The following is a 12972-nucleotide window of genomic DNA, read 5'->3' as shown; positions in this document are numbered from 1 at the left end:
AACATGCCCCGCACACCTTTTTTATGGGGGCACTCCGTGGGGGGGGGGGGGGGGGGGGGGGGTTTGGGCCCCGCCGGCGCCCCCCCGGGGGCCCCCCACAAAACTCCGCCAGTCGCCGCGAACCAGTCAGCGCCCGCCAGCCCGTCCAGCAGCGCGGCTCGCGCTGCCGCCTGCGTCGGCGTGCAAGCGGCGCTTCCCGGCGAAAACGGCCTCACCCGGTGCATGCGCCGCTTGTCCGGTCCGAGCATCCAAACCCGCGCCACCTGCTCAGACGACCCGGAACTGGCGAAAGCCCTAGGCGCACTGCGCACCGCACTGTGCCGCTTCCCGGACAAGACCACGGTCGCGTTCCACGAAGGACTCATGCTCGCCCAGGTCGAGCCAGGAGCGCGCAAGGACATGACCGGTCGCGTCGAGACCGACACCTGGCGCACCCGCACCGGACTGAGCGGCCGTTACGTCGCGGGTGTCGGACCGAAGCTGGGCCTGCTGATCTATCAGGCCGACGGAATCCCCGTGGTCGGCACCGTGATGGACACCAGCCCGTCGCACACGAGCCGCAGGCCGCAGGATCTGGTGCAGTATTTCCAACAGACCGTGCAGCCCGGCGAGTAAAGCTCAGTGCAGCGTGCCCGCTGAGGTCGTGACGTCCTTGTCCACGGTCAGCGCGGTGTTCGCCACGATCTCGAGCGCTCGCGCGGTCGAGTCCAGTGACAGCTGGGATTCCTCCGGCACATGCACGAAACCGCCGCGCAGTCCGGGAAACTCCGTCGCGATCAGGTGCATCAGGCCGTAGAAGACCTGATTGCACACGTAAGTCCCGGCGGTGTACGACACGGCAGCGGGCAGTCCCGCCGCCTCGATCGCCGCGACCGCCGCTTTCACCGGCAGCGTGGTGAAGTACGCGGAGGGCCCGCCCTCGACCACCGGGACGTCGACCGGTTGCGCGCCGGCATTGTCCGGGATCCGGGCGTCGATCAGGTTGATCGCCACTCGTTCCGGCGTGACGTGCTCGCGTCCGCCGGCGAGCCCGGCGCAGACGACGAGTTCCGGCCGGTGCGCCAGGATCGCGGCCCGCAGCGCCGGCAGCGACGCGTCGAACTCGCACGGCAGCTCTACCGCCACCGTGTCCGTCCGCCGCGCCGCTGCCAGCGAAGCTGCCTGCCAAGAAGGATTCGACGCCGCTCCGTCAAAGGGCGCGAACCCGGTCAGCAGAACCGTCACTTCGCCGCCGGTTTGAGGTCGCCCGGGTAGAGGAACTCGTCCGACGGCTTGCCGTTGCCGTAGATCCACGCGTCGAAGAAGCCCTGCAGGTCCATGCCGGACACCTTCTCACAGTACTTCTGGAACTCCTGCATGCTGGCGTTCCCGTTGTGGTGGACGGTGTTCCAGGTCTTGAGCACCTGGTCGAACGCGTCCTGTCCCATGTACTTGCTGAGCGCGTGCAGCATGACCGGGCCCTTGGAGTACACGTAGGTGAACTCGTGGCCTGGCCCCATGTCGTACAGCTTGCCCGCCCAGAACGAATCGCCTGCCGACGCGACGGCGTCGAGGTACCGGGCGTCGAGGTCCTCGCCGTTCTTCTGCGCCCACAACCAGGTCGCGTAAGACGCGAAGCATTCGTTGAGGCAGACGTCCTTCCAATGGTCGACGGCGACCGTGTCGCCCCACCACTGGTGCGCGTTCTCGTGCACGATCGTGCCGATGTTGCCCGCGCGGCCGGAGTAGATCGGCCGGCTCATCGTCTCGAGCGAGAACCCGATCGGCTCAGTCAGGTAGATGCCGCCCGCGGCGTCCACCGGGTACTTGCCGAACTTCGATTCGAGGAAGTCGATGACCTCCGGCAGCTGGGCGTCGGCCTGCTTCGTGGCGTCCGAGGTGCCCGGCGCGTACGCGCTGACGATCGGGGTGCCGTCCGCGCGCTGGCGCTTGTTGAAGGTCCACTTGTCGATCGCGACCGTGGTCATGTACGACGCGGTCGGGGTGTCCTCCGCCCAGACGTGCGTGGTGCCCGTGCGCGTGCGGTACGAGCCGACCTCGCGGCCGTTCGCGATCACGCCCCATTCGTTCGGGACGTTGATCGACAGCCGGAACCGGGCCTTGTTGCGCGGGGTGTCGTTGACCGGGTACCAGGTGGTGGCCGATTTCGGCTCGCCCGCCGCGAACGCGCCGCCGGACTTGGTGAACTGCCAGCCGTTCTTGCCGAGGTTCGGGTCGTCGATCGCGACCGGGACGCCGTGGTAGGCGACCTCGGTGGTGAACGGCAGGCCCTTCCATAGCGGCATCTTCGGCGTGATCACGAGTTCGTGGTCGCCGGTGCGGGTGAACTTCGCGGGCACGCCGTTGACCCGGACCGCGTCGACCGTGAGGCCCCGGAGGTCCAGGTCGAACGAGCTGAGCGACTGGGTCGCCTTCGCGTGGACCGTCTGGACCCCGGCGAGCTGGTGGGTGTCCGGGGCGTAGTTGACCCTGAGGTCGTAGTCGGAGACCTCGTACCCGCCGTTGCCGTCCTGCGGGTAGTAGCTGTCTCCGGCGCCGTCCGAACCGGGGGTCGGCCGGTCCCAGCCGTCCTGTCCGGCCGACGCGATTCCCGTGCCGAGCGTCAATGCGGTGAGGGTGGCTGCGACGGTCACTGCCGGGCGACGCCAGCGGTGCAGTGCTCTCATGGGCGCTCCTGTGTCTGCGTGTGAACCCTCCGCAACGTAGCGCCGGGAAGGCATGGAGTAACCGCAAGGTGGGCAGATTGTCTCGAAAGTCCACACTTCCGTCGGGCCCCGGCACGATGTGGTCGTCGTCTGGAAAGCTGGACCTCATGCGCGTCGCGCTGCTGGGCCCGCTGCGAGCGGACGGGGAGGACGGCACGCCGATCGACATCGGCGGAGCCCGCCTTCGCATGCTCCTTTCGCGGCTCGCGCTCGACGCCGGGCGCGCGGTGCCCGCCGAGGCGTTGATCGACGGCCTGTGGGGCGCTGAACCCCCGGCTGACGCGGCCAACGCGCTCCAGTCGCTCGTCTCCCGGCTGCGTCGTGCGCTGCGGCCCGCGGCGGTCGACCTGGAGTCGGTCAACGGCGGTTACCGGCTCGCGGTGCCGCCCGAAGCGGTGGATCTCCACCGGTTCGAGCAGTTGTCCGCCGAAGGGCGCCGGGAACTTGCCGCTGGCCGGGACGGTACCGCCGCCGAATCGCTCGCCGCCGCGCTCGCGTTGTGGCGCGGGGCGGCGCTCGCGGACGTGCTGGACGCGCCGTTTGCCGCCGCGCCCGCGACTCTGCTGGAGGAGCGGCGCACGGAGACCACTGAGGACTGGTTCGAAGCCGAGCTGCGGCTGGGGCGGCACGCGGACGTGCTCGCGGAACTCACCGCGGCCGCACAGGCGCATCCGTTGCGGGAACGGTTGGCTGGCTTGCGAATCCGTGCGCTTTCCGCTGCCGGACGACAGGCCGACGCGCTCGCCGCGTACTCCGCGATCCGCACGACGCTGGCCGACGAGCTGGGCGTCGACCCGTCGGCGGAACTGCAGGAAGTGCACCTGCGTGCGCTGCGCGGCGAATACACGCCAGTCGCCACGGTGGCGGACCGGTTGCCGCAGCGGCTCACCAGCTTCATCGGCCGCACCGACGAGCTGAAGCTGCTGGCCGAACTGCTCGAAGGATCCCGGCTGGTCACGCTCGTCGGCCCCGGCGGAGCTGGCAAGACGCGGCTCGCGACGGAAGCGGCTTCGCGGCATCCGGCGCACTCGCGCGGCTTGGTGTGGTTCGTGCCGCTGGCTGGCGTGCGGGATGCGGAAGACGTGCTGGCCGCGCTGCTCAACGCGTTGGAGGTCCGCGATCTCCGGACGACGGAGACCGACGCTCGGCGTCGGCAGGTCGATCCGTTCGAGCACGCGGTGGAAACGCTCAGCGGCGCGGACGTGTTGCTGGTGCTGGACAATTGCGAACACGTCATCGACACCGCCGCGGAGCTGGCCGACAACCTGCTGCGGCGGCTGCCGGCGTTGCGAGTGCTCGCGACGAGCCGTGAACCGCTCGCGATCACCGGGGAAGCGTTGTGCCCGCTCGGCCCGCTGCCGGTTCCGGACGAGGCCGCGCCGCCCGCGGACGTCGGCACGCTCGATTCCGTCCGGCTTTTTCTCGACCGTGCGATGGCGGTACGGCCCGGTTTCCGGCTCGATGAGTCCACAGTGGACGCGGTGCGGCAGATCTGCCGCCGGCTCGACGGGATGCCGCTGGCGCTCGAACTGGCCGCCGCGCGGTTGCGGTCGATGACCGCCGAACAGATTGCCGAACGGTTGGACGACCGGTTCCGGCTGCTCACCTCCGGAAGCCGGACGGCGCTGCCGCGCCAGCGCACGCTGCGCGCCGTGGTGGAGTGGAGCTGGGATCTGCTGAGCGACGCGGAGGTCCGGCTCGCGCGCAGGCTCGCGGTGTTCGCGGCGAGTTTCTCCGAGGAGGCAGTGGAAAACGTCTGCTCGGACGACGAACTGCCCGCCGACGACATCGTGTACGTACTGGGTTCGCTGGTGGAGAAGTCCATTGTGGACGTGGTGGGCATGCGGTACCGCCTGCTGGAAACCTTGCGCGCTTACGCCACCGAGCGGCTCGCCGAGTCCGGCGAGAAGGAGCGGCTGCGGGTGGCGATGGTCTCGTACTACACGGAATTGGCCGACCGCAACGAACCTTTGCTGCGCGCACGGGAGCAGCTCCAGGCTATCGACGTGTACGAGCACGAAATCGACAACTTCACCTCCGCGCTGCGGGCGGCGATCGAGTCGGGTTCCGCGGAATCGGCGGCTCGGCTGCTGTTCGGATTGTTCTGGTATTTCAATATCATCGGGCAGAACGAGCGGGCCGCGCTGTTCGTGGACGAGGTGCTCGAAATGGGCGGCGAGCTGTCGCCGGACATGGCGGCGAGCCTGCGGCTGATCCAGGTGCTGATGCGGGTCATGGCCGGTCCGCACGAGAAGGTGGACGTCCCCGAGCTGATCGAGGAATGCGTGCGGACCGGTGCGGCGGAAAAGAATCCGTGGCTCTGGGTCGGATTGCCGATAGTGGCTTATCTCAACGGCGAACGCGACCTGGCGAAGCGCGAGATCCGCCGGGCGGTCGAGCGGGACGACGTCTGGAGCCGCGCCGCCGGGCACTGGGCGGAGAGCTTCGTCCTCGGCGACACCGGCGATCTCAAGAGCGCGGACCGGGCGCGCGAGCTCGCGCACCTTGGCTTCGCCGAGGTCGGCGACCGCTGGGGCCTCGGCATGACGCACGGTTTCCGGGCCGCGGCACAATCGCAGTCCGGCGACCACGAAGGGGCGATCGCCGGGTACGCCGAGGGCCTGCGGCTGATGATGGAACTGCGGTCGCGGGACGACATCGTGCAGCAGTGGTGGCGGCTGGCGATCGAACGTTCGCGCGCCGGTGACCAAGAAGGCGCGTGGCGGGACCTGGAAGCCGCCGAACGCTACGCGGCTTCCGGCGGGAACAACGGATTGCGGCTGATCGTGTTGCTTGGCCGGGCCGAGTTGCTGATCCGGGAGAACAACGTCGGGCAGGCGCGGGAGGTGTTCCGGGAAATGAAGTCGGCGCGCGCGGATTGGCCGACGCCGGAGGGCTTCGAGACGGAATGGCTTGGCGCCATCGAGGGTGCTCTGCTGCTCGCCGAAGGCCGCCCGGACGAAGCGGAGCCAGCGGTGTTCGAGGTGGTCGAGCAGACGGCCAGGCGCTTCGACATGCCGGACCTGGCAGCCATAGTCGAACTGCTGGCGCGGATCCGGTACCGGCAGGGGCGGCTGGAGTCGTCCGCTCGGGTGCTGGCGCTGAGCGCGGTGGTGCGCGGCCGGTTCGACCTGGGCAGCCCGGAGGTCCGGGAGCTGATCGCCGGCCTGAACCGGGAGCTGGGCGCGGAACGGTACGAGGCGATCGTGGCCGAGACCTCGCGGCTGGAACGGGCCGAGGCGATCGAGGCGGTCCGGGCGGAACGCGCACGCGAGTAGGCGTTATCAGTGATAACCGTTCCTTGCTTCCGATGATGTTTCCAGTGATACTCTGCGATGAGTATCACTGGAAACATCGAGGAGCTGCCATGCGCATCGTCGCCCTGGAAGAACACGTGGTCCTGCCCGTCCTGCGCGACGCGTGGGCGAAGGCGGGAGTCCAGCCGCACGGCTATCCCGAGGATCATCCGGTCACGCGACGCCTGCGCGACGTCGGTGAAGGACGTCTCGCCGACATGGACGAGCAGGGCATCGACGTAGCGGTGTTATCCCTGTCCACTCCCGGGGTGCAGAACCTTCCGGCCGCCGATGCCGTGCCCGTCGCGCGGGAGGCCAACGACGCGCTCGCCGAGATCGTCGCCGCGAACCCCACGCGATTCCAGGCCTTCGCCACTCTCCCGACCTCCTCGCCCGAAGCCGCCGCCGAGGAGCTGGAACGCGCGGTCAGCCTGGGGTTCCGCGGCGCGATGCTGTACGGCCGCACCGGCGACAAACTGGCCGACGCACCGGAATTCGACGACCTCTACGGAACCGCCTCACGACTTCGAGTCCCGCTGCACTTCCACCCGCAGGCTCCCGTGCGAGCGGTTCAGGAGGCGTATTACTCGGGGCTGCCCAACGGCGTCGGGCCAGCGTTGGCGACCGCCGGGCTCGGCTGGTACTACGACCTCGGCGTGCAATACCTGCGGATGATCTTCTCCGGAGTCTTCGACCGGCATCCCGAACTGCAGGTGATCGCCGGGCACTGGGGCGAGGTCGTGCTGTTCTACCTCGACCACGTCGGCTTCCTTCAGGAAATGGCCGGACTCCGGCAGCCGCTGGCCGAGTACTTCCGCCGGAACTTCTGGATCGCGGGCAGCGGCACGGTCAGCGAACGCTACCTGCGCTGGGCGGCCGAGGTGGTCGGGACGGAGCGGATGCTGTATTCGACCGACTATCCCTACACCTTCGGCACCCGGCCCGGCGGTTTTCCTTATCTGGACACGAGCGGCGGGGTCGCGCGGTCGTTTCTGGAGGCGGCGCCGTTCAGCGAGGAAGCGAAGGCCGCCATCGGCTCCGGGAACTGGGAACGGCTGACCGGCCACCTCGCGGGAGCTTCACTCGGGTGAGCGTAGGTGATCGAGGGTCCGCTTGATCACCTCGAGACCGGCTGACATCGCTTTGGCCATCGGAGCGGCCAGCTCGTCGGGGAGCACGTCGCGGGTCCACACCAGCCGGCACCGCTGTTCGCCGTCGGCGAGGACCTGCATGGACGCGTTGTCGTGTTCGGGCTGGACGTCGCCGCCGACGACCGAGTAGACGATCCGGCGTGCGCCATGGTCGACGCCGACCCGCCGTTCCCGGACGACCGTGCCGTCGGCGAAGCTGACGACCCGGCAATCCTCCTCTGGCCGGCTGTCCACCACGAACCCCGGTGCCATCCGCCGAGGACCCGCGGAGAAGTCGCTGATCACCTCCCACACGTCGTCGGCACTGGACTCGAGCACTGCTTCTTCGCGGATGGTCGCCATGTCTCCTGCTTCGTTTTTCGGGCTGTGACAACGGATCCTGCCCGGTCCTGGCCCGTGAGTCTTGAAGATCCTTGCGGAATTGTCAGACCCCCGCCGTAACCTCCGGATGTGCTCTCCTTCGCCGGTCTCGCCACTCGCCCGGAGTTCTCCGTCGGAGCGGTGGACTGCCGGGACGATCACCGCGGCTGGTCGGCCGAGCAGCCGCGCGAGGACGTGCGGCTCGTGCTCGTGCGCCGCGGCGGGTTCCGCCGCCGCGGCCGCGGGGTCTGCGCGGACCTCGACCGCACCGTCGGTTACGTCGGAATGCCCGGCGAGGAGGAGCACTTCGCCCATCCCGCCGGCGGTGACTGGTGCACTTCGATCAGCCTGACCCCGGCGTTCTGGCGCACCCTGGCCGGCGACGCACCGCAGCTGGACCGCTCAACGCTCTACGTGGACGGCCCGCTCGACCTCGCCCACCGCCGGCTCCTCGCCGCCACCCGAACCGCCGACACTGGTTACGCGGCGACGGAAGGACTGATCGGCCTGGTAGCCGCAGTGGTCCGGCAGGTCGTGGCGACGACCGTCCCGGACAGCGACCAGACCGGCGACCGCGCGCTGACCGCCCAGGCCCGCGCCGCGATCGGCGACGAGCATCCCGCCGCGACCGGGCTGATTCCGCTGGCAGCGCTGCTGGGCGTCTCGCCGTACCGGCTCAGCCGAGCCTTCACCCGCGAACTGGGAGTGTCGCTGACCAAATACCGCAACCGCGTGCGCGTAGCCCGCGCGCTGGACCGGCTGGAGGCAGGCGAACCCAGCTTGGCCGCCCTCGCCGCAGACCTCGGGTTCGCCGATCAGGCCCACCTGTGCCGAACCGTGCGGGAGCACCTCGGACACACCCCGACCGCAGTGCGCAGGCTGCTCGCGACAAAAAAGTGAGTGCCTGTGCCCGGCTGTGGAACCCGGACACAGACACTCACTCACAGCGTCCACACCCCCGTGCAGGACGCCCTCAGACCCGCTTGCGGTAAGCCCACGTCGCGAGCGGGAAGAACACCACGACCGCGCCGGCCATCCACGCCAGCGCGCCCAGCAGGGAGCCGCCGTAGGCGACGCCGCCGTTGAGCAGGCCGCGCATCACGTCGGACAACAGGCTCACCGGGCTGATGTCCGCCCACGCCTTGAGCCAGCCCGGCATCGTGGCCGTCGGGAGGAACACGTTGCTGCCGAACGTCAGCGGCATGATGAAGACGAACATCAGGCCCTGCGCCGCGCCAGGGGACTTCATCAGCATTCCGACGAACACCGAACCCCAGCAGAAGCACAGGCCGAACGCGATCGCCAGCAGAATCGCGAGGACGAACTCCCCGGGACCGGTCTGCACGCGGAAGCCCATCACGGTCGCCACGACCAGCAGGACCGTCAGGCACACCACGTACCGCACGAGGTCGGCCAGCACCGCGCCGACCAACGGAGCCGAACGAGCGATCGGCATGGAGCGGAAGCGGTCGAAGACGCCCTTGGTGATGTCGGTGTTGAGCTGCGTGCCGACCGTCAGCGACGCCTGCAGGATGTTCATCACGATCAGGCCCGGCACGAGCGCCTGCAGGTAGTTCTCGATCGAACCGCTCAGCGCGTTGCCGAACAGGTAGGTGAACATCAGCAGGAAGATGATCGGCATCAGCGTGACGTCGGCCAGCTGTTCCGGATTCTTGCGGATCTTCAGGATTCCCCGCCAGGCAAGCGAAAGCGCGTGCTTCGCGCCCTGGACGGGGCTGATGTGCCGGGGCGGGGCCGCCACGGCGGTCGCGGTGGTCACGAGCGGCTCCCTTCGAGTTCGCGCTCCGGCTTCGGCTCGTCGGCGGTGTGCCCGGTCAGCGCGAGGAACACCTCGTCGAGGCTGGGCAGCCGCAGTGCCAGTTCGTCGGAGGTGATGCCCGCCGAGTCGAGGCGGCGCACCAGCGTGGACAGCAGCACCGGGTCGGACACCGGCGCAGTGAGCAGCCCGGTCGCGTTGTCGCGGGCCGGACGGACGCCGGTGAGTTCGGCCAGGATCCGGTCGACCTCGTCGAGGTCGCTCAGCGACGTCGGCCGCACCTGCAGCGTCTGCCCGCCGACCCGCCGCTTCAGCTCGTCGGCGCGGCCGTCGGCGACCACGTGGCCGTGGTCGAACACGGTGATCCGGTCCGCCAGCTGGTCGGCCTCCTCCAGGTACTGCGTGGTGAGCAGCACTGTCGCGCCGTCGGCGACGAGGCTGCGGACCACCGCCCACACCTCGTTGCGGGCGTGCGGGTCGAGTCCGGTCGTCGGCTCGTCCAGGTACAGCACGGCGGGACGGCCGACGAGGCTCGCCGCCAGGTCGAGCCTGCGCCGCATGCCGCCGGAATACGTCCGGATCGGCCGCTTGGCCGCGTCGGTCAGCTCGAACCGCTCCAGCAGTTCGGCCGCCCGCGCCCGGGCGTCGGCCCTGGACAGGTTCAGCAGCTTCCCGATCAGCACCAGGTTCTCGGTGCCGCTCAGGTCCTCGTCCACCGACGCGTACTGTCCGGTGAGCCCGATCAGCCCGCGCACCCGGACCGGGTCGCGGACCACGTCGTAACCCCCGACCGTGGCCCGCCCCGCGTCCGGTCTCAGCAGGGTGGCCAGGATGCGGACCGCGGTCGTCTTGCCCGCGCCGTTCGGCCCGAGCACCCCGACCACCTTCCCGAACGGGACCTCGAGGTCCACCCCGTCCAGCGCCTTCGTCTCCCCGAAATGCTTGACCAGGCCCTCGGCCTGGATCGCATGCGACATGATGCCTCCTCCTGTGTCGCTCCAGCACACAGTGGACGGAGGCGCTGGCAAGCCGCGCACACGGCGCTGACACGGACCTGTCAGCGCGCCCGGCATACTCGGGATCATGGTGATGGAGGCGCGGAGGCGCAGCCGGCTGGTCACGAGCCTGCTCGTGCTGGTCGCACTGCCGCTGCTGGCGGTGGCCGTGCTGCGCACGATCGGCTGGGACGGCAGCGGCTGGTACCTGACCGCCTTGCTGGCGCTGACGCCGTACTTCGTCATCTACGGCGTGCTGCTCGCCGCGCTCGCGCTGATGCTGCGGCGGTGGTGGACCGGCGGTGTCGTGCTGGCGTTGTCCGTGCTGCTGGCGGTGTACGTCGCGCCGCGGGTGATCCCCGACGCCCAGCCCGCGGCGAACGGGAAGACGGTGCGGGTGCTGGCGGCCAATCTCTACCTGGGCCAGGCTGACCCGGCGGCGCTCGTGCGGCTGGTCCGGGAGCACCGGATCGACGTGCTGAACCTGGTGGAGATGACGCCTGCCGCGATGTCCGGGCTGGAGAAGGCCGGGCTGTTCCAGACGCTGCCGTACCGCGTCATGCACCCGTCGTCCGGTGTGGACGGTTCCGGCATCGTGTCGCGGTATCCGCTGACCGAAGAGGACTTCACCGGCGATTCGGTCCAGAAACAGCCTGGTGCGGCGGCGGATCTCGGCGGCGGGACGACGTTGGAGATCGTGGCCGCGCATCCGCGTTCGCCGGACTCCGGGTATTACCAGTGGGAACAGGAGATGCGGGACCTGTCGCGCGCGATCGGCGAACACGGGCTGCGCGTGGTGGCCGGCGACTTCAACGCGACGCTCGACCACGCCGCGCTGCGGACGGTGCTGTCTCGCGGCTATGTCGACGCGGCGGAGGCACGCGGCGACGGCATGGTCCCGACCTGGTCGACGTCGGCGGTCCCGCTCGTGCCGCTGGATCACGTGCTGGTGGACCGCCGGGTGGCGATCCGGGATTACCAAGTTTTCGAAGTGCCTGGGAGCGATCACCGGGCCGTTTACGCGGAGGTGCAGCTGCCGTGACGACCTTGCGGCCGAGCAACGGGGAATACCCGCGTCTGCTGGAGATCTGGCGCAGCGCCGTCGAGGCGACGCACGACTTTCTGACTCCGGCGGACGTCGAGTACTACGCCACGCGCGTCCCGCTCTACTTCCCGGAAGTGGACCTCACTGTGGCGGAGGTCGACGGAATCGCGGCGGGCTTCTCGGGAATCGCCGAGGGAAAGCTGGAAATGCTCTTCGTGCACGACGATTTCCGCGGTCGCGGCGTCGGCACGGCTTTGTTGCGCGCGGCGCTGGACCGCTACCCGGACCTCACGCTGGACGTGAACGAGCAGAACCCGCAGGCAGTCGGTTTCTATCTGCACCACGGGTTCGAGGTTGTCGGCAGGCAGGAGACCGATTCGGACGGCCGCCCGTTCCCCTTGCTGGAGCTCAAACGAGCTTGACCAACGTCTCCAGCGCGCCCGCGGCGATCGAAACCCCGCGCCCGTGCCGGATCTCCGGCTCGCGCGGATTGATCCGGACCAACGCACCCGTCGCCGCGCTGGCGAGTTCGGAATATCGTCGGACCGTCGGAACCGCTTGTCCGGCACCGATTTCGACCACCACTACGTCGCGATGCGCACGACGCCAAGCGGTGAGTTCGTCCAGCTGTTCCTGACTCCGGTCGGGAACCCAGTCGAAATCCCCGAACATCAGGATGTTCGGCCGCGCCAAACCGCCGCAGCGCGGACAGGACGGCAACGGCGGCCGGGCACGCATCGTCGCCTCGTCGATTTCGACCCTGATTTCTGTGGCCGACCAGATCTCCCGCGAGCACCCGGCAAGACACTGCAGATGGTGGATCGACCCGTGCGCCTCGGCGACGTGCGGAAATCCCGCCGCTTGAAACTGTCCGTCCACATTGGATGTGAAAACCCGCACGCCGCCCGGTTTCGCCAGCCCCCATTCGAGAAGCAGACCGAACCCGCGATGCGGCGCCGTTTTCCGGTACAGCTCGAGCCGATGCCCGTAGAAACCCCAGGCCAGCTCCGGATCTGAGGCGAAATGCCGCGGGTCCGCCAGCTCCTCGAACCGCAGCCCGAGCCCGGCGTACGGCGGATAAGCTCGCCAAAACCCTTCCCCGCCACGGAAATCAGGCAGCCCGGAGTCGACGCCCATCCCGGCGCCGGCGCACACGAGCAGCGCGCCGGCACCCGAGATCAGCTCGGCCGCGCGGGAGAGTTCGTCACTCACCCGGCTTCGATGCCTGCACGACCTCGAACTCCAGCAGATTCGCGCCGGTCGACACCGGATTCTTGCGCTCGCCCGCGTGCGCCTCGCGCGCCGGACCGCCCGCCCAGGCCTGGTAGTGCTCCTCGGTCTCCCACTTCGTGTACACGAAGTAGCGCGTCTCGCCCGCGATCGGGCGGAGCAGCTCGAAGCCGAGGAAACCTTCCTGGTTGTCGACGGAGTGCAGCCGCGCGGCGAACCGCTTCTCCAGCTCGGGGCCGGCGCCTTCAGGGACCTCGATTGCGTTGATCTTGACTACAGCCATGGGTTGAGTTTATTGCAAGCTGTGTTTGATGGCGTCGGCTTCGCCGCCGCGGGCGGGATCGCCTTTAAGTCGGCGTCTGACGGAGCTGCGCGCCCGGCCCGGGGGGCCGTGCACGCAGCTCCGTCAGACG

General features: G+C 69.2%; 13 protein-coding genes. 6 read left to right on the top strand and 7 right to left on the bottom strand.

Annotation, left to right across the window (positions count from 1 at the left end):
- The first annotated feature begins 231 nt into the window (after positions 1 to 231).
- Positions 232 to 615, top strand: a complete 384-nt coding sequence (locus ACFXI3_RS45735; RefSeq protein WP_378408400.1) for a hypothetical protein — start codon at positions 232 to 234, stop codon at positions 613 to 615.
- A 3-nt stretch (positions 616 to 618) separates the two neighbouring features.
- On the opposite strand, the gene pcp is transcribed toward ACFXI3_RS45735, so the two are convergent.
- Together pcp and ACFXI3_RS45725 are read right to left on the bottom strand one after the other, a co-directional pair.
- A complete protein-coding gene (gene pcp / locus ACFXI3_RS45730) occupies positions 619 to 1224 on the bottom strand; it encodes a pyroglutamyl-peptidase I (protein WP_378408398.1) in 606 nt (201 codons plus the stop codon).
- On the bottom strand, positions 1221 to 2666 hold the full coding sequence (locus tag ACFXI3_RS45725) for a M1 family metallopeptidase (protein ID WP_378408396.1): 1446 nt from the start codon (positions 2664 to 2666) through the stop codon (positions 1221 to 1223). The genes pcp and ACFXI3_RS45725 overlap by 4 nt, the downstream gene beginning before the upstream one ends.
- 146 nt (positions 2667 to 2812) lie before the next feature.
- Here ACFXI3_RS45725 and ACFXI3_RS45720 point away from each other — a divergent pair, with 146 nt between their 5' ends.
- Together ACFXI3_RS45720 and ACFXI3_RS45715 are read left to right on the top strand one after the other, a co-directional pair.
- The gene (locus ACFXI3_RS45720) at positions 2813 to 5983 is read left to right on the top strand and encodes a BTAD domain-containing putative transcriptional regulator (protein ID WP_378408402.1); all 3171 of its coding nucleotides are present in this window, start codon (positions 2813 to 2815) and stop codon (positions 5981 to 5983) included.
- 89 nt (positions 5984 to 6072) lie between these two features.
- Entirely contained in the window at positions 6073 to 7092 is a 1020-nt protein-coding gene (locus ACFXI3_RS45715; RefSeq protein ID WP_378408394.1) for an amidohydrolase family protein, read from the top strand.
- Here ACFXI3_RS45715 and ACFXI3_RS45710 read toward each other — a convergent pair.
- On the bottom strand, positions 7081 to 7494 hold the full coding sequence (locus ACFXI3_RS45710; protein WP_378408392.1) for an SRPBCC family protein: 414 nt from the start codon (positions 7492 to 7494) through the stop codon (positions 7081 to 7083). The two genes, ACFXI3_RS45715 and ACFXI3_RS45710, sit on opposite strands and share 12 nt — an antisense overlap.
- A 108-nt stretch (positions 7495 to 7602) precedes the next feature.
- Between ACFXI3_RS45710 and ACFXI3_RS45705 the strand changes: the two genes are divergently transcribed.
- The gene (locus ACFXI3_RS45705) at positions 7603 to 8412 is read left to right on the top strand and encodes a helix-turn-helix domain-containing protein (protein ID WP_378408390.1); all 810 of its coding nucleotides are present in this window, start codon (positions 7603 to 7605) and stop codon (positions 8410 to 8412) included.
- A 73-nt stretch (positions 8413 to 8485) separates the two neighbouring features.
- On the opposite strand, the gene ACFXI3_RS45700 is transcribed toward ACFXI3_RS45705, so the two are convergent.
- Together ACFXI3_RS45700 and ACFXI3_RS45695 are read right to left on the bottom strand one after the other, a co-directional pair.
- Entirely contained in the window at positions 8486 to 9292 is an 807-nt protein-coding gene (locus tag ACFXI3_RS45700) for an ABC transporter permease (protein ID WP_344265438.1), read from the bottom strand.
- Positions 9289 to 10266 (bottom strand): ATP-binding cassette domain-containing protein, encoded by a 978-nt coding sequence (locus ACFXI3_RS45695; protein ID WP_378408388.1) that lies wholly within the window; start codon positions 10264 to 10266, stop codon positions 9289 to 9291. Before ACFXI3_RS45695 ends, ACFXI3_RS45700 begins: the two co-directional genes overlap by 4 nt.
- A gap of 106 nt (positions 10267 to 10372) precedes the next feature.
- Here ACFXI3_RS45695 and ACFXI3_RS45690 point away from each other — a divergent pair, with 106 nt between their 5' ends.
- Positions 10373 to 11326: an endonuclease/exonuclease/phosphatase family protein gene (locus tag ACFXI3_RS45690; protein WP_344265432.1), complete on the top strand. Its 954-nt coding sequence runs from the start codon at positions 10373 to 10375 to the stop codon at positions 11324 to 11326.
- Entirely contained in the window at positions 11323 to 11751 is a 429-nt protein-coding gene (locus ACFXI3_RS45685) for an acetyltransferase (RefSeq protein ID WP_378408386.1), read from the top strand. The genes ACFXI3_RS45690 and ACFXI3_RS45685 overlap by 4 nt, the downstream gene beginning before the upstream one ends.
- Here ACFXI3_RS45685 and ACFXI3_RS45680 read toward each other — a convergent pair.
- Complete coding sequence (locus tag ACFXI3_RS45680) at positions 11738 to 12541, bottom strand: NAD-dependent deacetylase (RefSeq protein WP_378408384.1); 804 nt, start codon at positions 12539 to 12541, stop codon at positions 11738 to 11740. The genes ACFXI3_RS45685 and ACFXI3_RS45680 overlap by 14 nt on opposite strands.
- Positions 12534 to 12842 carry an antibiotic biosynthesis monooxygenase gene (locus tag ACFXI3_RS45675; protein ID WP_067576852.1) on the bottom strand — a complete coding sequence of 103 codons (309 nt, stop codon included), beginning with the start codon at positions 12840 to 12842 and terminating at the stop codon, positions 12534 to 12536. The genes ACFXI3_RS45680 and ACFXI3_RS45675 overlap by 8 nt, the downstream gene beginning before the upstream one ends.
- Positions 12843 to 12972 lie beyond the last annotated feature (130 nt).

The organism is Amycolatopsis sp. NPDC059235 (assembly GCF_042754125.1).
Lineage (GTDB): Bacteria > Actinomycetota > Actinomycetes > Mycobacteriales > Pseudonocardiaceae > Amycolatopsis > Amycolatopsis albidoflava.
Note: the sequence above shows the minus strand (reverse complement) of the source record. Positions and strands in the feature narration are given on the sequence as shown.